Source organism: Epibacterium sp. ABZ3_068 (genome assembly GCF_056159265.1).
On the sequence record NZ_JBSWUV010000001.1, the window covers coordinates 3,964,402 to 3,988,557 of the forward strand.

24 protein-coding genes and 2 pseudogenes are annotated in these 24,156 nt (G+C 55.9%); 17 read left to right on the forward strand and 9 right to left on the reverse strand.

Features of this window, described 5'->3' with window-relative positions:
* Nucleotides 1-3: 3 nt before the first annotated feature.
* Complete coding sequence (locus ACXAEW_RS19175; RefSeq protein ID WP_474942852.1) at nucleotides 4-807, reverse strand: hypothetical protein; 804 nt, start codon at nucleotides 805-807, stop codon at nucleotides 4-6.
* A 140-nt stretch (nucleotides 808-947) separates the two neighbouring features.
* Here ACXAEW_RS19175 and ACXAEW_RS19180 point away from each other — a divergent pair, with 140 nt between their 5' ends.
* Complete coding sequence (locus ACXAEW_RS19180) at nucleotides 948-2,585, forward strand: bifunctional helix-turn-helix transcriptional regulator/alpha/beta hydrolase (RefSeq protein ID WP_474942853.1); 1,638 nt, start codon at nucleotides 948-950, stop codon at nucleotides 2,583-2,585.
* A 136-nt stretch (nucleotides 2,586-2,721) separates the two neighbouring features.
* Here the strand turns inward: ACXAEW_RS19180 and ACXAEW_RS19185 are convergent.
* Together ACXAEW_RS19185 and ACXAEW_RS19190 are read right to left on the reverse strand one after the other, a co-directional pair.
* Nucleotides 2,722-2,963: pseudogene (locus ACXAEW_RS19185) on the reverse strand (hypothetical protein); the annotation flags it as partial.
* A 55-nt stretch (nucleotides 2,964-3,018) separates the two neighbouring features.
* A complete protein-coding gene (locus tag ACXAEW_RS19190) occupies nucleotides 3,019-3,948 on the reverse strand; it encodes a LysR family transcriptional regulator (protein ID WP_474942854.1) in 930 nt (309 codons plus the stop codon).
* Between the two features lie 113 nt (nucleotides 3,949-4,061).
* On the opposite strand from ACXAEW_RS19190, the gene ACXAEW_RS19195 reads away from it, so the two are divergent.
* The 12 genes and pseudogenes from ACXAEW_RS19195 to ACXAEW_RS19250 all read left to right on the forward strand — a co-directional run.
* Nucleotides 4,062-4,532, forward strand: a complete 471-nt coding sequence (locus ACXAEW_RS19195) for a TRAP transporter small permease (protein ID WP_474942855.1) — start codon at nucleotides 4,062-4,064, stop codon at nucleotides 4,530-4,532.
* Nucleotides 4,529-5,839: a TRAP transporter large permease gene (locus ACXAEW_RS19200; protein ID WP_474942856.1), complete on the forward strand. Its 1,311-nt coding sequence runs from the start codon at nucleotides 4,529-4,531 to the stop codon at nucleotides 5,837-5,839. Before ACXAEW_RS19195 ends, ACXAEW_RS19200 begins: the two co-directional genes overlap by 4 nt.
* A gap of 63 nt (nucleotides 5,840-5,902) precedes the next feature.
* On the forward strand, nucleotides 5,903-6,901 hold the full coding sequence (gene dctP, locus ACXAEW_RS19205) for a TRAP transporter substrate-binding protein DctP (protein WP_474942857.1): 999 nt from the start codon (nucleotides 5,903-5,905) through the stop codon (nucleotides 6,899-6,901).
* 64 nt (nucleotides 6,902-6,965) lie between these two features.
* On the forward strand, nucleotides 6,966-8,066 hold the full coding sequence (locus tag ACXAEW_RS19210) for an NAD(P)/FAD-dependent oxidoreductase (RefSeq protein ID WP_474942858.1): 1,101 nt from the start codon (nucleotides 6,966-6,968) through the stop codon (nucleotides 8,064-8,066).
* On the forward strand, nucleotides 8,041-8,349 hold the full coding sequence (locus ACXAEW_RS19215; protein WP_474942859.1) for a (2Fe-2S)-binding protein: 309 nt from the start codon (nucleotides 8,041-8,043) through the stop codon (nucleotides 8,347-8,349). Before ACXAEW_RS19210 ends, ACXAEW_RS19215 begins: the two co-directional genes overlap by 26 nt.
* Nucleotides 8,339-9,730 carry an FAD/NAD(P)-dependent oxidoreductase gene (locus tag ACXAEW_RS19220; protein ID WP_474942860.1) on the forward strand — a complete coding sequence of 464 codons (1,392 nt, stop codon included), beginning with the start codon at nucleotides 8,339-8,341 and terminating at the stop codon, nucleotides 9,728-9,730. Before ACXAEW_RS19215 ends, ACXAEW_RS19220 begins: the two co-directional genes overlap by 11 nt.
* 9 nt (nucleotides 9,731-9,739) lie before the next feature.
* The gene (locus ACXAEW_RS19225; protein ID WP_474942861.1) at nucleotides 9,740-10,078 is read left to right on the forward strand and encodes a RidA family protein; all 339 of its coding nucleotides are present in this window, start codon (nucleotides 9,740-9,742) and stop codon (nucleotides 10,076-10,078) included.
* Between the two features lie 359 nt (nucleotides 10,079-10,437).
* A complete protein-coding gene (locus tag ACXAEW_RS19230) occupies nucleotides 10,438-10,827 on the forward strand; it encodes an EF-hand domain-containing protein (protein WP_474942862.1) in 390 nt (129 codons plus the stop codon).
* A 482-nt stretch (nucleotides 10,828-11,309) separates the two neighbouring features.
* A complete protein-coding gene (locus tag ACXAEW_RS19235; RefSeq protein WP_474942863.1) occupies nucleotides 11,310-11,858 on the forward strand; it encodes an RNA polymerase sigma factor in 549 nt (182 codons plus the stop codon).
* Nucleotides 11,859-11,869: 11 nt separating this feature from the next.
* The gene (locus ACXAEW_RS19240) at nucleotides 11,870-12,193 is read left to right on the forward strand and encodes a hypothetical protein (RefSeq protein ID WP_474942864.1); all 324 of its coding nucleotides are present in this window, start codon (nucleotides 11,870-11,872) and stop codon (nucleotides 12,191-12,193) included.
* A complete protein-coding gene (locus tag ACXAEW_RS19245; protein ID WP_474942865.1) occupies nucleotides 12,190-12,585 on the forward strand; it encodes a hypothetical protein in 396 nt (131 codons plus the stop codon). The genes ACXAEW_RS19240 and ACXAEW_RS19245 overlap by 4 nt, the downstream gene beginning before the upstream one ends.
* A 7-nt stretch (nucleotides 12,586-12,592) precedes the next feature.
* A pseudogene (locus tag ACXAEW_RS19250) lies at nucleotides 12,593-12,754 on the forward strand (glutamine amidotransferase-related protein); the annotation flags it as partial.
* 150 nt (nucleotides 12,755-12,904) lie between these two features.
* Here the strand turns inward: ACXAEW_RS19250 and ACXAEW_RS19255 are convergent.
* From ACXAEW_RS19255 to ygiD, 3 genes are all read right to left on the reverse strand, one after another.
* Nucleotides 12,905-14,152, reverse strand: a complete 1,248-nt coding sequence (locus ACXAEW_RS19255; RefSeq protein WP_474942866.1) for an ImmA/IrrE family metallo-endopeptidase — start codon at nucleotides 14,150-14,152, stop codon at nucleotides 12,905-12,907.
* 326 nt (nucleotides 14,153-14,478) lie between these two features.
* On the reverse strand, nucleotides 14,479-15,450 hold the full coding sequence (locus tag ACXAEW_RS19260; RefSeq protein WP_474942867.1) for a glutathione S-transferase family protein: 972 nt from the start codon (nucleotides 15,448-15,450) through the stop codon (nucleotides 14,479-14,481).
* A gap of 12 nt (nucleotides 15,451-15,462) precedes the next feature.
* Nucleotides 15,463-16,287: a 4,5-DOPA-extradiol-dioxygenase gene (gene ygiD, locus ACXAEW_RS19265; RefSeq protein WP_474942868.1), complete on the reverse strand. Its 825-nt coding sequence runs from the start codon at nucleotides 16,285-16,287 to the stop codon at nucleotides 15,463-15,465.
* 193 nt (nucleotides 16,288-16,480) lie between these two features.
* Here ygiD and ACXAEW_RS19270 point away from each other — a divergent pair, with 193 nt between their 5' ends.
* Nucleotides 16,481-17,377 (forward strand): LysR family transcriptional regulator, encoded by an 897-nt coding sequence (locus ACXAEW_RS19270; RefSeq protein WP_474942869.1) that lies wholly within the window; start codon nucleotides 16,481-16,483, stop codon nucleotides 17,375-17,377.
* A 152-nt stretch (nucleotides 17,378-17,529) separates the two neighbouring features.
* Here ACXAEW_RS19270 and ACXAEW_RS19275 read toward each other — a convergent pair whose 3' ends face one another.
* Nucleotides 17,530-18,432 carry a fructose bisphosphate aldolase gene (locus ACXAEW_RS19275; protein ID WP_474942870.1) on the reverse strand — a complete coding sequence of 301 codons (903 nt, stop codon included), beginning with the start codon at nucleotides 18,430-18,432 and terminating at the stop codon, nucleotides 17,530-17,532.
* A 243-nt stretch (nucleotides 18,433-18,675) separates the two neighbouring features.
* Between ACXAEW_RS19275 and ACXAEW_RS19280 the strand changes: the two genes are divergently transcribed.
* Together ACXAEW_RS19280 and ACXAEW_RS19285 are read left to right on the forward strand one after the other, a co-directional pair.
* Entirely contained in the window at nucleotides 18,676-19,794 is a 1,119-nt protein-coding gene (locus ACXAEW_RS19280) for a pyridoxal phosphate-dependent aminotransferase (RefSeq protein WP_474942871.1), read from the forward strand.
* 167 nt (nucleotides 19,795-19,961) lie between these two features.
* Nucleotides 19,962-20,162, forward strand: coding sequence for a histidinol phosphate aminotransferase (locus ACXAEW_RS19285; RefSeq protein ID WP_474942872.1), 201 nt, complete (start codon nucleotides 19,962-19,964; stop codon nucleotides 20,160-20,162).
* Nucleotides 20,163-20,262: 100 nt separating this feature from the next.
* On the opposite strand, the gene ACXAEW_RS19290 is transcribed toward ACXAEW_RS19285, so the two are convergent.
* Nucleotides 20,263-20,589 (reverse strand): cupin domain-containing protein, encoded by a 327-nt coding sequence (locus ACXAEW_RS19290; protein ID WP_474942873.1) that lies wholly within the window; start codon nucleotides 20,587-20,589, stop codon nucleotides 20,263-20,265.
* Between the two features lie 224 nt (nucleotides 20,590-20,813).
* Nucleotides 20,814-22,025: a pyridoxal-phosphate-dependent aminotransferase family protein gene (locus tag ACXAEW_RS19295; RefSeq protein WP_474942874.1), complete on the reverse strand. Its 1,212-nt coding sequence runs from the start codon at nucleotides 22,023-22,025 to the stop codon at nucleotides 20,814-20,816.
* Nucleotides 22,026-22,289: 264 nt separating this feature from the next.
* On the opposite strand from ACXAEW_RS19295, the gene ACXAEW_RS19300 reads away from it, so the two are divergent.
* The gene (locus tag ACXAEW_RS19300) at nucleotides 22,290-24,146 is read left to right on the forward strand and encodes an ABC transporter ATP-binding protein (RefSeq protein ID WP_474942875.1); all 1,857 of its coding nucleotides are present in this window, start codon (nucleotides 22,290-22,292) and stop codon (nucleotides 24,144-24,146) included.
* Nucleotides 24,147-24,156 lie beyond the last annotated feature (10 nt).

A 24,156-nucleotide genomic window follows, 5' to 3' on the forward strand; every position in this document is an offset into this window, starting at 1 on the left:
GGCTTAATCCCCCACCCGGATCCAGTTGCCGGTGGAAATCGCCGTGCAGTGATCTGTCTTAAACACTGCAACCGCTTCGGGGGGCATAACAACATGCAGTTCTGAGCGGTGCGAAATCTGTTCTGCCCCGCTTACGGTCAACGTCCAGTTCAAATAGGAACGCCGACCACCGTAGGCCGGCGATTGGGCAAACACATGTTCCATTGCTCGGGTTTCCCAGCGGCTGGGCCCTGTGGCTTTCCAACCCGCGGCATATTGGTTCATTGCCAATTGATCGGGATGAAACGGAACCGAGAAGGTTAGGCGTTGAGGTGTGGTTGCTTCTGCAGGCAGTGCGACCAAATCGGCGGGCAGGCTCTGTGCGATCATTTCGGGACAGCCTTCAAAAGTAACTGGCGTAACTTCTAACTTCCAAAGGCCGGATCGGGGCTGAAGGTCCGATGTGGCGGAATTTTCCGTGTCTTCGGGTTGGGACAGCCCGGTATCCAGCGGCAGGTCCCTGGGGGCGCAATGGTCCGGGCCGTCATAAACAAAGCTATCTGCGCCGGTCCCTAACACCACTTGGACCGCATCGAGGTCACTGCCAGGCACCCAGTAGCTGTCACCTTCATGGATGACCAGAACATGATCCGAACTGGGGGCTGAGCCATGCTCGCGCTGCCGCAATGCGGTTTCATCTGCGTCTGGCACAATATACTCAGCCGGGCCATTTTCGGGAAAGCGGATCGTCGCAGGAGCGCAGTCAGCCGCAAAAAGCGCGGCTGGAGCTAGCATCAGGCCGGTGCTGATGAGAGGGAAATATTGCATGAGTCGATTGTTTCCTTTTTGCCAAACTTTGGCGTCTTTCATGCTGCTATAACGGCTTTATTCTTACGGCTCATGACCAGTTTTGGTTATATCCCCCGAGTTAGGTTCAAAGTTTTGCGTAGAGAGTTAGGGCCAAATCCATGACCAAAGGGACAATGGAACAACATGACGATATGACGTCACTGATTGGTTCTGTTTACGCTACGGCCATGGACACCAGTGGGTTTACCGAGCTTCTGGAGCTGGCTGATACGCGGCTGTCAGATGAAGCCAAGCGCCGCAGGTTTGATGAACTACGCAGAGAATTCGAAGTTCATGTGGCCAAGGCAGAGAAACTGCTGGCGGCGCTCCCTCCGGTCGCTCAACCGGGATCAGCCCGGCAAGACCTCCGGCCATGGTTCTATATCGACCGGCAGTGTCGCGTTGTTGCTCCCAATCAGTTGACGCAGGAGTTGTTTGGGTTGCGCCCAGGTATGCCTTTGGACACCTTGAACCTGACCGTAGACGAAATCGGAGCAATCCGGCACTTTCTACGCGGCGAAGCCAGTTATGCTCCCGTACTTCGATTGACCCGTCTGGATTCAGGTAAACCGTTGCTGCTGCGCTGCGAAAAATGTGCTGAGTCTGACGCTCTACAGTGTTTTGGAGACAATCTACCTTGGCATGATCGAGCAGCAGACGCGATGAGGGCTCTTTATGGGCTGAGCCGGTCGGAGAATGCGGTGCTCGGGCTGCTGGTCGACGGCCACAGTCCGCAGGAAGCGGCTTCTCTGCGTGCCCGATCGGTGGAAACCATCCGTCAACAGATCAAAGCAATGATCGCCAAAACCGAAACCACTGGCTTGCAGGACCTACTGCATCTCGGCCGTATTGTGTGTGTTTCCAGCACTCAAATGCAGGCCAATCGGGCCGTAAAGGCCAAAAGCTCTGAGTTACGTTTGCCAGATGGTCGGTCTATGAGCTTTTTCCAAAGTGGTGATCAGATGGGACGCCCGGTCATTTTTCTACATGGCTGTCTGGGGGGAGCCCAATTGCCGGCGGCCGCTGAGGCGGAGCTAGAGAAGCGAGGGCTGCGCTGGATCGCTCCTGCGCGGCCCTGGCACGGCAGTTCCTCAGGCTGGCCAGAGCTTCTATCGGATCCGGCACGATATGGCGAAGACCTGTCTGCTCTGATCGATCACCTAGACCTCTCTGAGGTGACTCTTGTAGGCTATGATGCAGGGGCTGCGCTGGCTTGCTGTGCAGCGGGCTCACTTGGCAAGCGGCTACGCCAAGTCATTGCGGTATCGATCACTCCACCAATGCGCAGCCTCAGGGATTTTGCATCAGCCCCCACTCAACAGCGGATCCTCGCGTTGGCAGCCCGGACATCCGTACCGCTGCTTCGATACTTGGCCATCTTGGGAGACAGGAAACTACGTCACGATGGCCAGGAGGCTTTTGCTGAAACCGTCTTTCGTGGCGCCTCTGCTGATCTGGAAGCGTGTCGCGACCCCGAAATTCTGGATCTGATGTGGCAGGGACACTTCTTTCATGTGGCTTCCGGGAATGACAGTTTCATCAATGACTGCCGTTTGATTACGTCAGATTGGGGAGGTGCTGCCAGTCCTCACTCTGCGCCGCTGCACTTTCTACATGGCGATGCTGACCAGATTGTACCGTTCTCACGAGCGCAGAAATTCGCAAAGGAAAGGAGCTGCAACCTGACCATCGTGAAAGGCGCGGGGCACAGCTTGCCATTCAGCCATTGGCCAGAAGTTTTCATGGCCTTGCTGTAACGCACCACTGAGACAGAGCTTCGGCAACGGGTGGGCATCGGCAAAGGGATTTTGCGCTATCGAATTGATGCCCTGTCCTTGGTTAGAGTTTTTGGGCCCAAGCTCCGCTTAAACTAGGGACTAGACTCATAGAGTATCAAGGCCAGTAGATGACGATGGCCGCGAGAGCGATAGCTGACAGGAAGACCTTGGGACACCTGTCAGAGCGCGTCGTCGCACGCCTCCAATCCTTCAACCTGCCAAACATGATCTCGCATCGCTGCCCGGCAGTGCATTGCAAAGCAATGTCACGAGAGGAGCAGTTGCGCCGTTTGTAGCGACGCTTATCGTACTTCGCCGGTTTCTTCCGTTCTTCCGGCCGGGGATGCAGGCGCGTATCCTCACTTCGGATTGCGTTGAGGGGTTCGCACAAAGCTGTTCAGCTAAATCGCTGTTAGCTTAATGCGTCGCGGATTTCGATCTGCATCTGTTCTACTGCAGCGTGAAGCTCACCTATGAAGGCCTGGCTGGCCATCGATTGCGTGGCGTAGCCCGGCGTCAGTATTGAGACACTGTTCAATATGTGTGGGCGGAAGCGCCGGATCGCCAGGCGTTCTTTTTCAGGGGCCTGAGCCAGATGGCTGTACGCGGTGAACATATCGCAGACCATCACACAAACTCCCGCAGCGACAAACTGCAGTCCCGGGAAAAAGGTGCGAAGTTCGATCCGCTTGTTGATATGGCATCCGGCAGCGCGAAAGGCGGCTTCTGTTTGAACGGCCGTTCCATGTTCGTCAAAAAGAACGGCCATCGGGCGGCCATCGAGGTCTTCAGGCGTGACAACTTCCGCCCGGGCCAGAGGGTCATCTTTTGGCAACATGCAAACGCATTCAAGATCGAAATCCGTTTGCCGGATTGACGCACGCGGCCGCGGGGTTTCCGCAAACCCAAGATCGAATTGCTGCGAAGCGATCAGATCTTCGATTACGTCCGAGGATCTCATGATGAGCGATACATCAAGATCGTCCCGGTCTTGCAGAAACCTGGTGAGGAGGCGCGGTAGGAACGCACTTGACGCGGCAGGGTGGCAGGCGATCTTGAGCTTACCGGATTGCAGGGAGCTGATCCGCTCCAAGGTGCGTTCCGTGCGTTCGACACGGCCCAGGATGTCCTCGCATTCTTCAAGAAAAAAATGAGCTTCGGGTGTCGGTGTCAGTTTGCCTTGCGATCTGAGGAACAAGGCGAATCCCAGCTGATCTTCCAGGGTCTGGATCATCGTGGAAACGGCTGGTTGCGTACGGCCGACAGATCGGGCTGCCTGACTGATAGAGCCAGAGCGCATAACTTCGCGAAAGGTTGAGAGTTGCCGAAGAGACAGATGCATAGGTATAAATTCAGTTTATGAATTTAAAAAAAGTATGAAATTGATTTTATATCAAATGTCCAGTTTTATCTCGCGATAACCCACGGCTCGAATCCTGTGGGACGAGGGAGAAAATGGATAAATTTGCTAAATATCTTCTGACCGCGCTGATCGTGTCAGTGGCTTTGGGTCAGTTCGTTCAGGTCATAACGCGATACGTTCTTCAGGTGCCCGTGATGGGACTGGAAGAGACGATGGCCTACCCGACTGTGTGGCTCTACATTCTTGGATCGGTCAATGCATCGCGCGAGAATACGCATATCCGCGCCAACGTTCTTGAGATCTTTATCAAGACTGACCGCGGCCACACTATTCTTGCCATCGTTGGTGAAATCATCAGTCTGATTGTTGGTCTTTGGTTGCTCTACTGGGCCTGGAACTACACGCAGTACGCGTGGCGTGTGTGGCGCGAAAGCCCGACGCTCTATATCCCGACGTTCTACTCTGATGTCGCGCTGGTTGTCGGGCTTGCCCTGATGATGACGTACACCGCATCGCACTTGGTGCGTCATATCTGCAGCTTGAAGACCGGAGAAATCGCATGATCGAGATTGCTCTTATTGCCATCGCCCTGCTTGTGATCACACTTACGTTGGGCGTTCCGCTGCCTTACTGCTTTGGCGCGGCTTTGATGGTCATGTATTTCATGGGCGATGTGACCATGAAGGGGATGATGCTTTGGGGTGCGCAGCAGCTGAGCAATCCGGTACTTCTGGCGATTCCGCTGTTTGTTCTCGCTGGGACGGTTATGTCAGAAAGTGGGATAGCCGCGTCACTTCTGCGCTTCGTCAATGCTTTTATCGGACACGTGCGCGGTGGCCTTGGTGTTGTTGCCGCTGTGTCCTGCGCTGTGATCGGTGCCATTTCCGGGTCTGGCCTGACCGGCATCGCTGCCATCGGCCCCCTGTTGATCCCCGAGATGGAGAAGCGAGGCTATCCGCGAGAATATGCGACGGCCCTGATTGCCAATTCGTCCCTCCTTGGCCTGTTGATTCCTCCCTCGGTAACTATGATCGTTTATGGCTGGGTGACCGATACCTCAATCTTGGCTTGCTTCCTTGCTACGCTGGGCCCTGGTCTGCTGATCATGACATTGTTCTCGGTGATCAACCTGTTCATGTCGCGCAAGTTCAATTTGATCCTTGATGAGAAACCGTCCTTCTCGGAGCTGTCCGGTGAGGTTGCCAAACGCGGTTTCCATGCTTTCCCAGCGCTGATGATGCCAGTCATCATCTTGGGCGGCATCTATGGCGGTATCATGACCCCGACCGAGGCCGCTGCAGTCGCAGTCATCTACGCTGTGCCTGTGGGGTTTCTGATCTACAAGGGGCTGCGCTGGGAGAACTTTTTCTCTGCCGGTAAAGAAGCCGCAACCGCCGTTGGCGCGATCATGATGATGATCTTGTTCTCGATGATCCTCAGCCAGATGTTCGTTTACGAAAGCATTCCGCAGCAACTGGTACAGGGCATTTTCTCGATCACTGAAAACAAGATCGTGCTCTTGATCATGATCAACGTCATGCTGTTCCTCGTCGGCATGGTCGTCAATGACGTGACCGCCATCATCCTGATCGCGCCGCTGCTCTTGCCTTTGATGCAGGCCATCGGGGTCAGCCCCGTGCAGTTTGCCGCCATCATGGGCGTTAATACTGCGATGGGCGGCGTGACACCGCCGTATGCCTCGATCCTCTATCTTGGCGCACGTATCGGCAAAGTGAAGGTCACGAAGGTCATCCCGCCCGCCATGAAGCTGATCCTGTTTGGGTATGTGCCGGTGGTTTTCCTGACCTCGCTCTGGCCCGACTTGTCGCTCTTCTTGCCGCGCTTCTTCGGATATGACGTAGCACCCTGAATGCCGGCACTAACCCACGAAAATAAATAATAAAATTCATCCCAACCAAGGAGGAACCTTGAAATGAAACATGCACTATTGACAACAGCCACTGCCGCCCTGATGGCGATTGGAAGCTATGCCGCAGCTCAGAACTTGAAGATGAGCCACGTCCGTCCACAAGACGCGACCATCGATGTGGAACTGCGCGCGTTTTCTGCAGCCGTGGATGAGGCCACAGGCGGTGACGTGAAGATCAACATCTTTGCGGCGTCTGCCCTTGGTGACTACACAACCGTTCAGGAACGCATCAGCGTCGGCGCAATCGACATGGCAACCCAGCCCGCAGCAACAGCCGCTGATCGCCGTATGCAGATTAGCTCCTTTCCGTTTCTGGCAAGCAATTGGGACCAGGCACGTGCGGTCTACGGTCCGGGCGGTGTGGTCCGTGATGTCATGACAGACCTTTATGCGCAGCAGGACATCACCATGCTGGCTGCATACCCTGTTTACTTTGGCGGCATTGCCCTGAACGTCGAAAACGCAAATCCGGGTTCAGTTGAGCCAAACGGAATTAAAGTGCGTGTTCCTGGCATCAAAAGCTTCCAGCTGACTGGAGAGGCTCTTGGATATATTCCTGCTCCGATTCCGTTCTCAGAAGCCTTCACTGCCGTGCAGACAGGTGTGGTTGACGGGGTGATTGGTTCGGGTGCCGAAGGCTATTATGCGTCGTTCCGCGATGTGACGAAAACCTACATCCCGGCCAATACACACTTTGAAGTTTGGTACATGATCATCTCGAACGAGAGCCTTGCAGAGCTTTCCGACGAAGATCAGGCTGCCCTGAAAGCACAGGCGACTGTCTTTGAAGCCACCCGCTGGGAAGTGGCTGAGGCAGATCAGAAAAAGAATGAGCAGCGACTTGTTGACGACCTGGGCGCGACTGTTGCCAAATTGACTGACGAGGAACTTGACATCATGGCCGCAAAAGCCCGATCCGAAATCTGGCCCGCTGTCCTCGAAGATGTTGGCACCGACTGGGGTCAGGCTATCCTCGACAAAGTATCCGCAGCAGGCAAGTAAGCCAAAACGCGTCAGGGCGGCTATCGTCGCCCTGGCACCACTTCGCAACATCGGAACGGAATAAATGGAAACCGATTACACCATTATCGGAGGGGGCGTTGTTGGCCTGTCAGTCGCTTGGGGCTTGCTTCGGCGCGGGCACACTGTGACTGTCTTGGACGGTGAAGATGGGTCTTTCCGTGCCAGCCGTGGAAACTTCGGACTGGTATGGGTCCAATCCAAGGGGATGGATCAGCCGCGCTATGCCAGTTGGTCCCAACAGTCTGCCGAACTCTGGGCCGACTTCGCAAGCGAGGTGTCAGGCAATACCGGAAAACCAATCCCGCTGGAACAAAACGGGGGATTTGATTTCCATTTTTCCGAAGAGACGTTGGAGGCCACGCTCAAGCAATACGAAAAGCTGAGGGCTCAGCTTGGCGGCAACTACCCCTACGAAGTGCTTGGCCACAATGCGTTACGCAAAGAAGAGCCAAATATCGGCCCAAAGGTTGTCGGTGCCATTTTGCATCATCAGGACGGGCATACGAACCCGCTGAAATTGCTGACGGCTTTGTCTGCTGACGTGCGCCGTCTGGGGGCGCGGGTGCTGGTTGGCAAGACTGTGACAGATGTGGCAAAGCCCGACGGCTTCCGCATCACATGTTCAGACGGTACGATCGTGACTTCGGCTAAGGTTGTCTTGTCCGCAGGTTTGGGAGCTTCAAAGCTTGGGCCAAAGATGGGCTTCAAAGCCCCTGTGCGCCCGCAGCGCGGACAGGTACTGATCACCGAGAAGCTGCCAAAGCTGATCAATAGGCCTTCTCTGATTGCACGCCAAGTGGACGAAGGCGGTATCCAGATCGGCGCAACAAACGAAGAAGTGGGTCATGACGACAGGGTTACACAGCCTGGACTGTCTGGCCTGGCCGCCGAAGCGATTGCTGCCTACCCCGCACTGGCCCGCGCCCAACTGGTGCGCAGTTGGGGGGCATTGCGCGTTCTCTCTCCGGATGGGCTTCCGATTTATCAAAAAAGCACCGAAATGCCCGGAGCTTACCTTGTAACCTGTCACAGCGGCATCTCCCTTGCTGCTGCTCACTCGCGCCTCTTGCCGGATTGGCTGGAAGGCACAGACACAGCGCCAGATCTGGAGGTCTTCAGTGAAAACCGCTTCGCCGTTTCTTGAGCTGGAAAACGCGCCCCGTGTTGATGTCACATGGGATGGCGCGCCGCTCAGTCTGCCCGAAGGGGCAAACCTTGCTGCTGCCTTGCTGGCCGCAGAGGTCGACGTGTTCCGCCACACGCCCGTATCCGGGGCACCGCGTGCGCCATTCTGCATGATGGGGGCCTGTTTCGACTGCCTTGTTGAAATCGACGGTGTAACCCTTCAGGCCTGTATGCTTGAGGTCGTCGAGGGCATGTCTATCGCACCTGCACACAAAAATGGGTCATATGACGATGAAGCGTGATTTAGCCATCATTGGCGCCGGACCCGCCGGCATGGCTGCGGCTTCGCAAGCAGCCGAACTGGGGCTGAGCGTGACGGTTCTGGACGAGCAACCTCGCGCAGGCGGGCAGATATACCGCGATGTAGACAAGGCGTCACCGTCGCGCGGGAACATCCTTGGTCAAGACTACACATACGGCAGTCGCCTGACACAGGATCTCAGACAGAGCGGTGTCGAGCATATTTCCGGTGCCGTCGTCTGGGCCATCGAAGACGATTTTCGCATTTCCTACACCTGCAAAGGGAATGGGGCACAGATCGAGGCTGACCATATTCTGTTGGCAACCGGTGCTTTGGAACGCCCTATGCCTATTCCCGGCTGGACTCTGCCAGGTGTAATGACAGCCGGTGCGGGGCAGATCTTGCTGAAGCAATCCGGCGTTGTGGCGCAGGGCGCGGTACTGGTGGGTTCGGGGCCTCTTCTCTATCTGATCGCGGCTCAGATGGTGCGTGCGGGTACGCCACCTTCAGCAATGATCGAAACACAGACACGCAGCGATATGATCGGTGCCCTGCGCCATGTGGGCGGGGCCATTCGAGGCTGGCCTTACATGCTCAAAGGGCTGAAAATGCTGGCTGAAGTCATACGTGCCTGGGTGCCCCGTTATGCGGGAGCAACTGACATTTCTATCGAAGGTGACGGTAAAGCAGAAGCCGTTACATTCACGCACAAAGGCCGCCAGCACCGGATCGCCTGCAAAACGGTATTCCTCCATCACGGCGTTGTCCCCAATACCCAAGCGGCCCGTTCCCTTGGCATTTCCCACACCTGGGATGCGACCCAAAACGCATTCGTGCCGGAACTGGACGATTGGGGCCAAAGCGATGTCGCGGGGGTCTTCATAGCTGGTGACGGGGCTGGTATTGGCGGTGCAAAAGTCGCCGAAGTCTCTGGGCGATTGGCTGCTTTGAAGATAGCAAAGGACGCAGAACGTCTGTCCACACAGGACTTCAATCGCATGACGGATCCGTTGTGTCGAGCGCGGACCCGCGAACTCGCCGCGCGTCCGTTCCTGGATGCCGCATATCCCCCCTATGCCGCCGCGGTGCAACCCGCCGATAGCACCGTAATCTGTCGCTGCGAAGAAGTGACGGCAGGAGATATCCGTGGGTACGCAAAACTTGGGTGCATTGGCCCAAATCAGACCAAAGCGTTCGGTCGCGCTGGCATGGGGCCCTGTCAGGGGCGCTACTGCGGACTGACGGTGACAGCATTGCTGGCCGAGGCGAACGCGCAAACCCCTGACCAAACAGGTTACTACCGCATCCGTGCGCCGCTCAAGCCCGTAACACTGGGTGAGCTTGCGGCCATGAATGATGCGATCCAAAACGCCGCAGAATAGGAGGCAACAATGATCGAACGGATCGAAACAGGTGCTCGCATGAGCAAGATCGTCAAGCATAACGGGGTCGCATATCTATGCGGCCAGGTTGGCGATGGGGCGACTGTCTCCGAACAAACGCAAGACTGCCTTTCCCGTGTGGATGCCCTGCTGGAAAAGGCCGGCTCTTCACGCACACAGATGCTACAGGTAATGGTCTGGCTTGCCGATATGAAGGATTTTGCAGAGATGAACGCCGTCTGGGACGCATGGGTTCCCGAAGGTTGCGCTCCCGCTCGCGCCTGTGGTGAAGCAAATCTTGCCCGTCCGGACCTGAAGGTCGAGATCATCGTGACTGCTGCGTACTGATCGACCTCCTCGACTTGGTCGAACAAAGTTTATGACTCCATATCAGCTCAGACTGTGTGAGTTCACGAGTTCTTCCATGCCTCGTTTCAACGACCGGTTTCTTGTCAGGTCACGGCGCAAATCTCTGTGCGCCTGCTGCAATGTAGGCGTTGCACAGCTGCAAAGCTGAAACATACTCCCGCACAAGAGGGCAGCTTTAACGGACGGGCCCGCCCCCAATATGCGAGTTAGCCTAAGCCCAGTTGGCGAACCACCCTCAGAAAGTTATTCCACTTTTTTTCCAAAAAAAAATCGGAATTTGCGTAGGGCACTCCTATTGGCTGCGTATTCTAGGTATCGAAACATTTTAGGAGAGCGTGATGCGCCCCTTTACATTGATACTTGGTTTTGCAACGGCACTGCCAGTTTTCTGTCAGCCCCTCTTTGCTCAATCTGATTTATTATCCGCCTACGACACAAATAATGATGGTGTTTTGTCTTTGGCGGAATTCCAGGTCACGCAACGTGACATGTTTGACCAAGCTGATACCAACAACGACGGGTTATTAAGCAAAGCGGAAATCAGTGCATATGCACCTTTTCCTGCGCGTGTATTGTCTCGTGACAGCGACGGCGATGGCGTGTTGACCCCATCTGAATTCTTGTCTCAGGCAAGCGGGTTCCAGAGGGCCGATCGCAACAACGACGGTGTTCTGGGTCCCAAAGAATTGGCCCGAGTCCAAAAACATCTTTCGCCCAACAACGGGTAAACCTCCCCCTGACCGCATTTTGGCAGCATTTCCTTGCTGGCAAAAACTTACTCTCAGCAAAATTCTAAAAGGATACTCCTATGAAACTTCTTCACACCTCACTGCCGCTCATTTTTTGCGTTGCTCTTGCAGTGCCTGCCATGGCTCAAAACATGACAGTAACGACCGGAAATGGCGGAACGTTGGATAAATCTCGCTCTTGTGACCGTTCAAACGCCACCGCCAATTGCCAAACCACCTCGACTGCCACCACAGCAGGCGGGCAGTCCGCCTCAAAAACGCGGGCACGTACAACGACACCAGGATCGAGCAGCACTACCATTAGCAATTCCGGTCCAAACGGGCAGAGCAATTCCCGCACCCGTAAAGTGTCTGTTTCCCGCTGATAGACGCCAGGTCAATTTGGGAAACAAACCTGACGCAGGCCCTCGGGCCTGCGCCACCAGCCATCAAAACCCCGGAGAGATCCGATCCATAGAGTTGTGACAAATAGTCAGAAAGAAGCGCAGGACCTTGCCTACGCGATTGCCCAAGGTGATCGCAGAGCTTTGGCCCGATTGATCACGCTTTATGGCCCCGGTATCAGGCGATATGCAGCGCAGGCTCTGACAGTGCCTGCGGACGCGGAGGATGTGGCCCAGGACGTGTTTTTCAAAGCTTGGAACAAAGCGGAACAGTATGATCCAAGCAAAGGAGCTGTATCGACATGGCTGTACAGAATTGCGGTCAATCTGTGCATCGATCGCAACAGACGCACCCGGTTTCGTCGATTTGTTGGGTTAGAGGCAGTAGCAGAGATAACAGATGACACGCCTGCTCCGGAAACGAATCTGATGGCCAGCCAAGAGCTAAGTCGTGTACGCGACGCCATCTCTGCGCTCCCTTCCCGGCAAAAACGCGCCATTTTGCTTAGAACAGCAGGGGATAGGAGCGTGCGTGACATCGCAGAAATTTTGGAGACCAGCGAAGGCGCTGTCGAGCAGTTGCTGGTGCGCGCACGATCCACATTGCGTCAAGCCATAGATACTTAGGAGGAGATATCATGATCAAAGAGACACAAGAACTCCCACCGGAAGATGACGCCTTTGATCGCTATTTTTCTGACCAGTTCAAGACACCAGGTGACAGTGATGTCACATTAATGTCCCGTGCGGTTTTGAATAACATAACCACCCATAGCCGGACCAATACACACCCGTTCGCAGAGGTGGTCTCCGCACCCGCGCCATGGATTGGCGGGTTTTCTGGGATGTTGTTGTTCATGGGGTGTGTTGGCTATGCCAGCGTGCCCCTCCTAGACGGCGGCATGACAGCTTTCTTGTCGGATTTTGCCATCCTATTTGATCTGTTGGGAGGCCTGAAATGACCCGCAAAATAGACAAGGGTCGATTGGTTCTTGTTACCTGTTTTATCCTATCCCTTACCCTCAATGCGGTGGTGCTTGGCGCAGGGGTGCGGCTTTATCAAGGATGGACCAGCGTTATGGGGCAGGCAGGGTATACCTCAATTGCTTCCCCTGAAATTCGGCGACACCTCAATGCCGCTATTGTGGCCAACAAAGACGACATCATCCCCCCGTTGAAGGACTTCCTGGAAGCACGCATGGACACCATCAAGACTGGTAGCACCAAACCTTTTGACGCTGAGGCAACTCTTGAGAAGATGCTTGTGGCTCGCAAAAAGCTGGATGTTTTGGCCGCTGCGATACAAGATGCTTTGCTTGAGGGGCTGGAGGCAAGCACCTTAAGCAAAGACTAGTGTGGACGTGTCCCCCGACGGCCGCCTGCCCGAGATCGTGGAATGGGCCGACCACCCCTGGTTCATCGGCGTCCAGTTCCACCCGGAACTGAAATCCAAACCGTTCGACCCGCACCCGCTGTTCAAAGACTTCGTCCGCGCCGCGAAAGAGGCGTCACGGTTGGTGTGATCCCCACGCGGGTTAGGACAGTGCAGAAACAAAGAAACGCCTCGGAGAAATCCAGGGTGTTTCTTTCAGTGTTGCCTTCAAGCGGAAACTAACATCGCAGTTGCAAATTACGGCCCGAGAGGGTTAGAAAAGGGTTCGACAGACACATTGTCAAAACAGCAACCTCTGATCATTAAGCATATTCTCTTTCGTCAACCTTACCTCAATAGCTTGTTTGGATACCTCAAAGTACTCCGACAACTCATTTATGAAATGATTGTATGGAACGTAGTTGCAACGCTGATTGTCCACAAAAATATAACCGTGCCCCCTACTCGTTATTCCGTATACATCTCTCAATTCGGAAACTTTTTGATAGAAAATTGCACTGGGAAGCAAAATTTCTGAGGCAAAATAATTAGCCTGATGCTCTAATCTTTCTATATCCGATGCGCTTTCATCGACATCGTAGCTGAACAAGTTATTTCCGATAACCTCATCAGACAATAAAAACAAATCGTGCCTCAGATAAAAATGCCCAATTTCGTGCGCAAGTGTAAATCTTTGACGATTACTGTTCGTATGAGCGCTTATCAATATTGACCTATTGTCAAAATTCGCCACACCGAGGACGGGCTCCCCTTGATCGTCAAATTTCTCGTGTTCCGTGAAATGGACATCTATGTTCAAGTGCCTGCAAATCTTCTCTAAGTCGACGGCTCCACCTTTATATTGGACTTGAGACAGAAGTTCGATTGACGCCTGTTTCGCAAAAGAATTTGACATAAAACCTGTGTCACGAGCGCTCTCGAGCTTTGGGGAGAGTTCGCTTTCGACGGTCCCTGCCTCGATTCGGCGCAAGAATTGCCCTGGAGATCCAAAGTACTCCCCATCGTAATATGCAGAAAATTTCAAAGCGCGAACCTTTTGTGACGATGACGCTAGCTGCTCCTTAGCAAGCATGCTTCGCATCTGGTTCGAAACACTACGCTCTGCAATCACATCCATTGCGGAGTTATCAAATTTAACCAAGCCAATTTTTCTGCTTTTCGCAACATTTTCAGCACCCGACTGCAACCTCGAAGAAAAAACAAAAACACTTTTAGATGCGTGTGGGAAAATCTCTCTGACCTTATCCGAAAAATCACGAACATCTCGTTCTTGAACAGAATTGGAGTGGTTTTTACATTCGAAAACCACGTACAGATGGGGGTCGCTATGATCATTTCTCCGCAACTCGATCACGATATCGAATTCGACTTCGCCCTTTCGGTCTGGACTGAAGTACTTTTCCTTCTTTAAAATCGTGCAGAGTTGCCAAGGGTACAAATCAAAGACAAAGGCCTCATCTTCTTGCTGCTTATTTAAGAAGTCGTAGAACTCGTCCTCAAGCTTGTTGCCTTTTTGTACAGTATTCACTTCACCCTCTCGCTGTGATAGCTAAATTTGGATTTGACCACATTGGATCCGGCCATTTGGTGGCTAAGTTTCCCCGACGGGTACGAGCAAAGTCCATTTAAAAAATGCTACCCTACCGCACGCGCCTTCTTGACACCATAGAGTGTAGAGCACCCCTATAAAGCGTATCAACCCTCCTGACCCATTGTTTCGCGTGCGAAACATTTGGGGGGATTTGCCTGCTCAATCCTAATAGATCTTAAGACTTCCCCTCCCCCATCGTCCGACAAAAACGCCCCTCGCAGCAGGTGCAAGGGGCGTGGGTACGTCCGGAGTTTCTAAGCCCCTTAGGCGGCGCGGGCCTTGGTCAGCAGCGCATCCACATGGGCGGGACCGGTGGGGCGGATGCCCAGCGGATTGAGCGCTTTGACCGAGTAATAGCCGCGGGTGATGTGGTCCATATTCACCGTCTCCACCACACCGGGCAGCGCCAGAACATGCTCCATCAGCGCGGAGAGTTTCGGATAATCCGCAATCCGTTTCCGGTTGGTCTTGAACAGCCCGTGATAGGCCGCATCAAACCGGATCAGGGTGACAAACAGGCGAATGTCGACCTCGGTCAGTTTGTCGCCAAAGAAGAAGTCGCCCACGATGCGCTCCTCCATCTCGTCCAGCATGGCAAAAACGCCGTCGACCGCCTCGTCATAGGCTTCCTGCGAGGAGGCAAACCCGGATTTATAAACCCCGTTGTTGAACAGATCATAAAGCCGCGGGTTCAGCGCGTCGATCTCTGCCGCGTGTTCGGTGGGGTAAAGGCGCAGATCCGACGGGACCAACTCTTCGAACGCTCTGTCCAGCATCCGCAGAATATCCGCGCTTTCATTGTTGACCATGACGTTCTGTTTCATGTCCCACAGCACCGGAACCGTTGCGCGCCCCGTGAAGTTCGGATCGGCGCGGGTGTAGATCTGGTGCATATACCGGGCGTCAAACAGCGGGTCCTGGTCCGCCCCGTCATAGCCACCAAACTGCCAACCCTGATCCCCCAACGTCGGGTTGACCACGGTCACCGGGATCAGCTCTTCCAGCCCTTTGAGCTTGCGCGCCATCAAGGCCCGGCAGGCCCAGGGGCAGATCAGCGCCACATAGAGGCGATAGCGTCCGGCCTCGGCCTTGAACCCAGCTTTGCCCGTGGGGCCTGCGCTGCCATCCGGCGTGATCCAGTTGCGAAAGCTCGACGTCTGACGCACAAACCGCCCCTTGTCGTCCGCCTTCTGCACGGGCTGCCAGTTGTCTGTCCATTTTCCATCAACAAGCATGGGAACCTCCTGTTAAGCAGCGTGAAAGACAAAGGACCGCATGGCAATAGAGCCCAGGTCGATGCCTTCGGTCATATAGGTCAGCTCATCGCGGCTGTCCGAAGCGCCGGCAACGGTGAGCGCAGGCAGGTAGTGATCCACCGACGGATGCGCCATGCGCAGCAGACGGCCCATCCCCTTGCGGTCGGCCAGCGCGGTCATGTCCCGATCGCTGAGCTTTTTGGCAAAGAAGCTGTCGAACTCCACTGCAAAATCATGCGGACGCCCGCCAAAGTCCAAGGCAGAGAGATTGTGCACCACATTTCCCGAACCCAGGATCAAAACGCCCCGGTCGCGCAGTTCGGACAGGGTTTTGCCGATTTCCAGCTGATACTCCAGCCCCTTGGACATATCGAGCGAGACCTGAAACACCGGCACATCTGCCTTTGGGTAGAGGAATTTCAACACCGTCCAGGCGCCGTGGTCCAACCCCCAGGTCTCATCCTCTTCGGCATGGTGGCTGGCCAAAAGAGACACAACCTCGCGAGCCAGCTCCGGGTTACCAGGGGCCGGGTAGTCCTGCGCATAAAGCGCGTCGGGAAAGCCGTAAAAGTCATGGATGGTTTTGGGCATGGCCGAGACATCCACCAGCGTCGTGCCCCGTGTCATCCAATGAGCCGACACCACCAGGATCGCCTTGGGCTGAGGCAGGCTTTTGCCCAGCGCGGTCCAAGCGCGGCTGCTTTCTGTGTCCTCAATCGCGTTCATCGGGCTGCCGTGGCCCAGAAACACCAAAGGCATGCGCGCGCTCGGCGAAAGGCGGTCGCGCAGGTTCTGCAAGGACGATGGGATAATCATGCGAGGATCTCCTGTGGAAATGGCCAGGCGGTGCCGAATTACTGTTCCCCACGGCACCGCCGGGCCGTCGCCCTTATGTCTTGGGTGCAAACAAGATCGGGCCAGTGACGAGAACTTACCGCTTGACCACAATCAACAAAATGGCGACTTTATTGAAATACTATCCTCATAATATTCCCAATAAGGGCAGCCTATGGATCTTGTTGATGAGTTGCGCGCTTTTGTGGCCACCGCACAAAGCGGTTCGTTTACGGCTGCGGCAGATCAGTTGGGCGTGTCAAACCGGCTGACGTCAAAATATGTGGCCGAGCTGGAAACGCGGCTGGGGGTACGTCTTTTACAACGGACCACGCGGCGCGTGGGGTTGACCCCGGCAGGCGAAGATCTGTTGGCCCGCGCACCGGCGCTGTTGGATGACCTGGACGGTTTGTTGGCGGATATTGCAGAAGAATCGCGCAGTTTATCCGGTGTGATCCGTATTTCGGCACCGTTGACCATCGGGGAAATCTACATCGCCGGGATGCTGACACGATTTGCCAGACAGCATCCCGGCCTGACCTTTGATCTGCGATTGACGGACCGCCATGTGGATCTGGCAACCGAGGGAATTGATCTGGCCTTTCGCGCCGGGCAGCCAGAGGCGCTGTCGATCAAAGCGCGAAAGCTGGGGGTGTTTCGCACCATGCTTGTCGCCAGTCCACGTTATCTGGAAACCCGTGGCACCCCAAAGACCCTGCGCGATCTGGATCAACACAGCTGCATCGTGGACACCAACCGCATGCAGCCGCGCCGCTGGGTCTTTGTTCAGGATGGCAAGGAAGAAGGCACCACCGTTACGGGAGTGTTCAACGTAAACTCTGCCCGCGCTGCGGCCAGCCTGGCCACGGATGGGATGGGGATCGCCTATATTCCCCGGTTTGCCCTGCATGACGCGCTGGCGAAGGGGGATCTTGTCCCGGTTCTTCCGGCGTACAAAGGAGTGAGCGGACCTTTTAACGCGGTCTATCTGGAAGGTCGGACCCTCCCCCGCAAGATCCGGGCGCTGATCGACTTTGCCAGCAACGACATTCGTACCGCAGATATTCTGTAACCCGCCACGGATTGCCGTTCACACACTCGCGCCCCTCGGGGTGATAGCGCGCGGCGAGCGTATGACCAGTGCGCTCTTGCGAATCCTCACCGCATAAAAAAACCTCTCCAACGGGCGGGCTGGAGAGGTTCGGATCTTGGGTAGATGAAAGCTCAGAGCGAAGCATCGTAGATCTTGGAGATATTGGCACCCAGAGCGGTGTTATATTCCGCGTCTGACATGGCAACATTCAGACCCTCGGTCAGCGCGCGGCTGAAGGAGGCGATCATCTTGGTGTTCTTGGACAGTTTTTCGCAGGCGTCGTCGGTGGAATAGCCACCAGACAGAGCAACCACACGGACAACCGCCGGATGGTCTGCCAGTTCATCATAAAGGCCGGCTTCGGTCGGGATGGTCAGCTTCAGCGCAACTTTGGTGCCCTCTTCCAGAGCGTTCAGCTGGGCCAGGATTTCACCCTTCAGAAGACCTTCGGCCTCGGCTTTGGTGGCAGAGTTGATATCGACCTCGGGCTCGATGATCGGGCACAGACCGGCGGCCACAATTTGCTTACCCACTTCGAACTGCTGGGCGACAACAGCCTTGATACCGTCAACATTGGCTTCTTTGACAACCGAGCGCATCTTGGTTCCAAAGATACCCGCGTCCACTGCACGCGCCAGAAGCGCATCCAGTTCCGGCATCGGCTTCATCATCTGAACGCCGTTTTCTTCGTCTGCCAGACCTTTATCGACCTTCAGGAACGGAACAACGCCGCATTTTTCCCAAAGATACTGTGCGGTCGGGATGCCATCGATGGCACCGTCCATGGTTCTTTCGAACAGAATTGCGCCCAGGATCTTGGACTGATCAAAGGACGGCGCGGTGATGATACGGGTGCGCATCTTGTGGATCTCACCGAACATCTCTTCGTCGTTGGAATAGGCGTCTTCGTTTACGCCATAAAGTTTGAGAGCTTTTGGAGTGGAACCGCCGGATTGATCCAATGCCGCGATGAAACCGTTGCCTGTGGAAATCCGTTCAAACTGTGCTTGCTGAATAGATGCGTCTTTAACCATAACGTGTCACTCTCCGAAGAATGGGTCTTTGTCCCGTCTATAACGTGAAACTGCGCGCTCTCAACGCATGCTTGCGCTAACATCAGAAAAGTTTTTCTGCGGCGGCACATACACGCCGCTGATAGGGTGCAATTGACCCCGAAGCAGGCAGGGTGGCCATGGGAATGTTCCCGCAACGGCAACAGTATCACACATGCACCTGTATGGTTGCCAGAGTGGGCTGGCAGAGGTTAATTCAGATTCATGAAAACTCCACGCTATACGCCACTGATCCAGTCCCTTCCCTCCACTGTGCCATTTGTCGGCCCCGAAGAGAACGAGCGCACCCGCGGCGCACCCTTCGCTGCGCGGCTTGGCGCAAATGAGAACGGATTTGGTCCCGTTCCGGCCGCTCTGACCGCGCTTCAGGACCATATCGGTGAGGTATGGAAATACGCAGACCCCACGAGCTTTGATCTGCGCACCGCCCTGGCCAGAGCCCATGGTTGTCACATCGACAATGTCATCGTGGGCGAAGGCATTGACGGGTTGCTGGGAACATTGGTCCGTCTGCTGGTTGGTGAGGGGGACCGTGTTGTTACATCGGCCGGGGCCTATCCGACGTTCAACTATCACGTGGCTGCCAGCGGCGGAGATCTGGTGATGGTCCCCTATTCTGGCGATCACGAGGACCCGGGCTGTCTCTTTGCCAAAGCGGCAGAGGTCGACGCCAAGCTGGTGTATCTGGCCAATCCGGACAATCCGATGGCCAGCTGGCATCCGGGCGCGGATATTGTCTCGGCGCTGGACAGGCTCCCGGACGGGTGTTTGCTGGTCTTGGATGAGGCCTATGTGGAATGTGCCCCTGAAGGCACAGCCGCACCGGTTTCCTGCGACGATCCGCGGGTGATCCGCATGCGCACCTTTTCAAAGGCCTATGGGATGGCCGGACTGCGCATTGGTTATGCCCTCGGGCACCCGGATCTGATCCGGGCGTTCGACAAGGTCCGCAACCATTTTGGCGTTGGCAAACTGGCACAGATCGCAGCCCTTGCCGGCGTGCAGGACACTAAGGGTCTTGGGCATCGGCTCAGCCAGATTTCCGAGGCGCGGACCGAAATTGCCCGAATTGCCACCGTCAACGGACTGAAGCCTTTGCCCTCGGCCACCAATTTTGTGACCATCGATTGCTGCTCCGACGGAGACTTTGCCCGCGCAGTTCTGGCAGCATTGGTGAAACGGGGCTGTTTTGTCCGCATGCCTTTTGTCGCGCCACAGGACCGGTGCATCCGCGTATCCTGCGCCCCTGCCAAAGAGCTTCTGGTCTTTGAAACCGCCCTGCCCGACGCCTTGGCAGAGGTAGGTGCCAGGCAAGAGTGCTAAGGCGGGGTGAACACGCCCTGTGTTCTGCGTTAACTTGTGTTCTGCGTTAACCTGTGCTCTGCGTTAACCTGTGCTCTGGGTACCTTTGCTCTGGGCAAAGTGACGGGCTTTCACCGATTGTTAGAGGATTTGCCCTAATGTGTCTGTATTGCACGGAGGCTTGTTCAATGCAGACACGCGAAGATCAACCCGACTACCAATCCGCCCTTTTTGTGTTTCTGGGCGTCAGCCTTGTCTGGCTGTTCATGATTGTCTGGGCCCTTTTTGGCATGGTCCCGGTTCTCATTCTTGCACTGGTTCTGAACCATCTCATCACACGTATTGCCGTGGTTATGGACGAGGGAACCGTGACCGAGGAACGGCTCTGACAAGCCTAAGAATGTGACGCGACATCACGCCAGGATGCTCCTTCAACGGCCGGTTTTGTGGTGGCGGTTCTCTCCCCGCCATGTACCGTGTCGCCTGGTTTCAGGACGCGCGAGGCTCCAACAGTTCAATTTCCACAAAAGCGCATTCAAAGTCGTTGGCGTTGATCACATCATGTTCGACCCCAAGTTCGCGAAAATAGGGAACACCGGACTGCATCGGTGCCTCTACGCGTGTTCCATCAGCTCGGGCAATCTCCAGCACGCCATCAAATTGCGGAACCACAACATAGTCATACGCGTGGCGATGCCAGCCGGTATTGTCCCCTGCCTGAGTAAACCGCCATTCAGTAACACGCACCCGGTCATTGTCGATTATGACGGTGGGAATGGCAGTTCCGGTCTCTCCACACATTTCACTACCTCTCATGCTTGGTCTTGGCTGCATAGATCTGCCTGAAGGTCATGGCCAGATCCAGTTCTTTGGCAAAGGTACAACCAGATGGATGGTTCTTCTTACTGGGGCTGCATCGCAGCCTAGGCGCGGCCCTTCGTCAGAAGGGCCGCGCCACGCCCAACGCCATCTTGGTCAGGGCTGGCAAAGCCAGCCCGCCAATGGGGGCGGGAGCCGCTCCCCCCCTTTTGTCAGTTACATCATGTATTTTGTGCCAGCACCTTTGCCGCAGCCGCCACGGCACCACTGCCATGGGCAATATCACAAGCTGTTAAACCGGTTTGAACGCCGCCCAGAAGCCCCAGAATCATTTGACCGCTGACATGCCCCATATGGCCAAAGCGGAAATGCGCATCCCATTCCGGATCTCCAAAGGGCGTGGCCCGCAGGCCGATCCCCAGCGTAAGCCCCATATGGGCCTCACACCATTTGCGCAAACGGGTTCCATCCGGCGCGTCCAGCGACAGGGCCGTCACCGCATGCGAGCGTTGCTCTGGATCCGTGACTTCCAACCGCATGGCCCCCTCTGCGCCCCAAGCCTCCACCGCAGCCCAAATGGCCCGCGCCAAAAGCTTGTGGCGCTTCCAGACGTTTTCAATACCTTCGCCATGGATCAGGTCCAGCGCCGCGCGCAGCCCATAGAGCTGCTGGACTGGTGCGGTGCCGCAGAAATACTGATAAAACACTTCGGGGGTGCCACGGGGGGACCAGTCCCAATAGGGGCTGACCCGTTCAAGTTCGCACCGACGCGCCGCAGCTTTCTCGTTAAAGAAGACAAAACCCAGCCCCGGCGGCATCATCAGCCCTTTCTGGCTGGCGGTGATTGCAACATCGACCCCCCAGGCGTCCATCTCGAACACTTCGCAGCCCATGGAAGCGATGCAATCCACCATCAACAGCGCCGGGTGACCGACCTCATCCAGGAGCGCACGCAAGGAGGGCACATCGTTTCGGATCGAGCCGGATGTATCCACATGGACCGCCAAAAGTGCTGCGATCTCATGCGCAGTGTCAGCCTTCAGCGCCGCACGCAAGCGGTCCATGTCCCAGGGCTTCGCCATACCGCTGTCAATCTCTTCAACACGAAGCCCCATACGGCGGGCGGTATCGGCCCAGCCCACCCCAAAACGCCCGTTTGAGGCCACAAGCACGCGATCCCCCGCCTCAGCGACATTGGACAAAGAGGCCTCCCACAGACCGTGGCCATTGCAGATATAGATGGCAGCCTTGTGCTTTGTACGTGCAACCCGCTTCAGGTCCGCGACCAGACCGGGCACCATATCGACCAACTCCCCCTCATAAATATTGGAGGAGTGGTGATGCATTGCGCGCAACACCTGATCGGGCACAACAGAGGGGCCCGGAATGGCAAGATAGGGCCGTCCTGCGGCCAAAGAGATAAAATCTGTCATTGGATCGTCGCCTAAATCAAATGGCATCTCGCTTTGATGCCGGATGGGTGATGTGACCGTAGCCCGGCTTTTTGCAGGGTCAATCGGGAAATATCATGACGTGGCGAAGCGGACGGTTCGCCCCTGTTCCTGCCTGATTTCGCGGCGCACTGTATGAGGGAGCAAACCGGGGAACGGTTGCACAGCGGCTGCGACCTGCTTAAATGGCGCAAATCCCGGGACGTCCCGGGGCGAATAGAAAACTTGGCAGAAGGCAGTGCCCTGATGAAGACCCAGCCGAAATCCTCTCGTGAATTGATGGGGTGGCTTTGGCGCGGATATTTGCGCCACTACATGGGCTTGCTTGGCATTGCCTTTATCTTCATGTTGATTGAAGGCTCAACCGTTGGCGGCTTGGCATATATGATGCAACCGATGTTCGACCACGTCTTTGTGGCGGGCAATGCGGATGCGCTGATCTGGGTCAGCCTTGCGTTTTTTGTTATTTTTTCCGTGCGTGGCATCACCAGCGTGGCCCAGAAAGTCCTGTTGGCACGGATCTCTCTGCTGTCCGGAGCCCTCCTGCGCAAGGACCTGTTGGCGCGGATCATCCGGCAGGATCCGTCGTTTCACCAGGAAAACCCGCCCGGCTTCCTGATCCAGCGGGTTCAAGGAGACGTCGGTGCGATCAACCAGGTCTGGCAGGCTGTCATCACCGGTGCCGGACGCGATGTGACCCAGCTGGTGGCCACCATGTATGTGGCGCTGATGGTAGACTGGCGCTGGACGTTGATCATGCTGGTGGGGCTGCCCATGTTGCTTCTGCCCCTGTCCTGGGTGCAACGCTATGTGCGCAAGAAAGCCGCGCGCGCCCGGGACCTGGGGGCGTCGCTTTCAACGCGGCTGGATGAGATTTTTCACGGCATGGTGCCGATCAAGCTCAACAACCTCGAACAATATCAAGAAGATCGCTATGACTACCACATGGACGATTTTGTCCGTCAGGAGCTGAAAGCGAACCTTGGCACCTCTTCGATCACCTGCATGATTGACGTGATGGCCGGCCTTGGGGTGATGGGGGTGGTGCTTTACGGCGGCCAGCAGATCATCGGTGGCGAGAAATCGGTGGGGGAGTTCATGAGCTTTTTCACAGCCATCGGCCTGACCTTTGACCCGATGCGCCGTCTGGCCGCCGTCAGCGGCATCTGGCAGTCGGCGGCGGCAGCTATTGAACGGCTCAAGGAACTTATGGATGAACCCATCAAGGTGACATCCCCAGCCGACCCGCAACCGGCGCCGAGCGGCCTGCCTGAGGTGCGACTGGACAATGTCTCATTGAGCTATGGCAGCTCACCCGTTCTGAAAAACCTGACACTGGTGGCCGAGGCCGGGAAAACCACGGCGCTGGTTGGGGCCTCTGGTGCGGGTAAATCCACGATTTTCAACGTGGTCACCCGGCTTATTGATCCACAGGAGGGTGCGGCATCCGTTGGAGGCGTGGCCGTGGATCAAATGGACCTGAATGACTTGCGCGGGCTGTTCTCGGTTGTGACCCAAGAAGCGCTTTTGTTCGATGAGACCCTGCGGGAAAATATCCTGCTAGGCCGCACGAATGTCAGTGATGAACAACTCCAGGAGGTTCTGGACGCAGCGCATGTGTCGGATTTCCTTCCGAAACTGACAAACGGTCTGGACACATTGGTCGGCCCCCGTGGCTCTGCCCTGTCGGGCGGGCAACGTCAGCGCGTGGTTATCGCGCGGGCCCTGTTGCGCAACACCCCTGTTCTGCTGCTGGATGAAGCGACATCCGCTCTGGATGCGCAATCGGAAAAAGTGGTGCAATCCGCGCTTGAGAAGCTGGCGGGGGGGCGCACCACCATTGTGATCGCGCATCGCCTGTCGACCATCCAAAACGCGGACAAGATCGTGGTCATGGAGCGTGGACAGATCGTGGACCAGGGCAGCCACGAAGAGCTTCTGGAGCGGGGTGGGGTTTATGCGGACCTCTATCGCCTGCAGTTCAAGGACGGCAAAACCCTAGTTGATCCCGAAGGTGTGGCCGCCCAGCTGCCGCAGGACACACCCCAAGCAAGTGCCGAGGCCGGATGGCTGCGGCGTCTGGCGCGACGGTTCATCGGATAAAAAACGATTG

What these genes read in the sequence shown, in the direction of transcription:
- ACXAEW_RS19175 (WP_474942852.1), bottom strand. Translation starts at nt 807, where the DNA reads ATGCAATATTTCCCTCTCATCAGCACCGGCCTGATGCTAGCTCCAGCC.
- ACXAEW_RS19180 (WP_474942853.1), top strand. Translation starts at nt 948, where the DNA reads ATGACCAAAGGGACAATGGAACAACATGACGATATGACGTCACTGATT.
- ACXAEW_RS19190 (WP_474942854.1), bottom strand. Translation starts at nt 3,948, where the DNA reads ATGCATCTGTCTCTTCGGCAACTCTCAACCTTTCGCGAAGTTATGCGC.
- ACXAEW_RS19195 (WP_474942855.1), top strand. Translation starts at nt 4,062, where the DNA reads ATGGATAAATTTGCTAAATATCTTCTGACCGCGCTGATCGTGTCAGTG.
- ACXAEW_RS19200 (WP_474942856.1), top strand. Translation starts at nt 4,529, where the DNA reads ATGATCGAGATTGCTCTTATTGCCATCGCCCTGCTTGTGATCACACTT.
- dctP (WP_474942857.1), top strand. Translation starts at nt 5,903, where the DNA reads ATGAAACATGCACTATTGACAACAGCCACTGCCGCCCTGATGGCGATT.
- ACXAEW_RS19210 (WP_474942858.1), top strand. Translation starts at nt 6,966, where the DNA reads ATGGAAACCGATTACACCATTATCGGAGGGGGCGTTGTTGGCCTGTCA.
- ACXAEW_RS19220 (WP_474942860.1), top strand. Translation starts at nt 8,339, where the DNA reads ATGAAGCGTGATTTAGCCATCATTGGCGCCGGACCCGCCGGCATGGCT.
- ACXAEW_RS19225 (WP_474942861.1), top strand. Translation starts at nt 9,740, where the DNA reads ATGATCGAACGGATCGAAACAGGTGCTCGCATGAGCAAGATCGTCAAG.
- ACXAEW_RS19230 (WP_474942862.1), top strand. Translation starts at nt 10,438, where the DNA reads ATGCGCCCCTTTACATTGATACTTGGTTTTGCAACGGCACTGCCAGTT.
- ACXAEW_RS19240 (WP_474942864.1), top strand. Translation starts at nt 11,870, where the DNA reads ATGATCAAAGAGACACAAGAACTCCCACCGGAAGATGACGCCTTTGAT.
- ACXAEW_RS19245 (WP_474942865.1), top strand. Translation starts at nt 12,190, where the DNA reads ATGACCCGCAAAATAGACAAGGGTCGATTGGTTCTTGTTACCTGTTTT.
- ACXAEW_RS19260 (WP_474942867.1), bottom strand. Translation starts at nt 15,450, where the DNA reads ATGCTTGTTGATGGAAAATGGACAGACAACTGGCAGCCCGTGCAGAAG.
- ygiD (WP_474942868.1), bottom strand. Translation starts at nt 16,287, where the DNA reads ATGATTATCCCATCGTCCTTGCAGAACCTGCGCGACCGCCTTTCGCCG.
- ACXAEW_RS19270 (WP_474942869.1), top strand. Translation starts at nt 16,481, where the DNA reads ATGGATCTTGTTGATGAGTTGCGCGCTTTTGTGGCCACCGCACAAAGC.
- ACXAEW_RS19275 (WP_474942870.1), bottom strand. Translation starts at nt 18,432, where the DNA reads ATGGTTAAAGACGCATCTATTCAGCAAGCACAGTTTGAACGGATTTCC.
- ACXAEW_RS19280 (WP_474942871.1), top strand. Translation starts at nt 18,676, where the DNA reads ATGAAAACTCCACGCTATACGCCACTGATCCAGTCCCTTCCCTCCACT.
- ACXAEW_RS19285 (WP_474942872.1), top strand. Translation starts at nt 19,962, where the DNA reads ATGCAGACACGCGAAGATCAACCCGACTACCAATCCGCCCTTTTTGTG.
- ACXAEW_RS19290 (WP_474942873.1), bottom strand. Translation starts at nt 20,589, where the DNA reads ATGAGAGGTAGTGAAATGTGTGGAGAGACCGGAACTGCCATTCCCACC.
- ACXAEW_RS19295 (WP_474942874.1), bottom strand. Translation starts at nt 22,025, where the DNA reads ATGACAGATTTTATCTCTTTGGCCGCAGGACGGCCCTATCTTGCCATT.
- ACXAEW_RS19300 (WP_474942875.1), top strand. Translation starts at nt 22,290, where the DNA reads ATGAAGACCCAGCCGAAATCCTCTCGTGAATTGATGGGGTGGCTTTGG.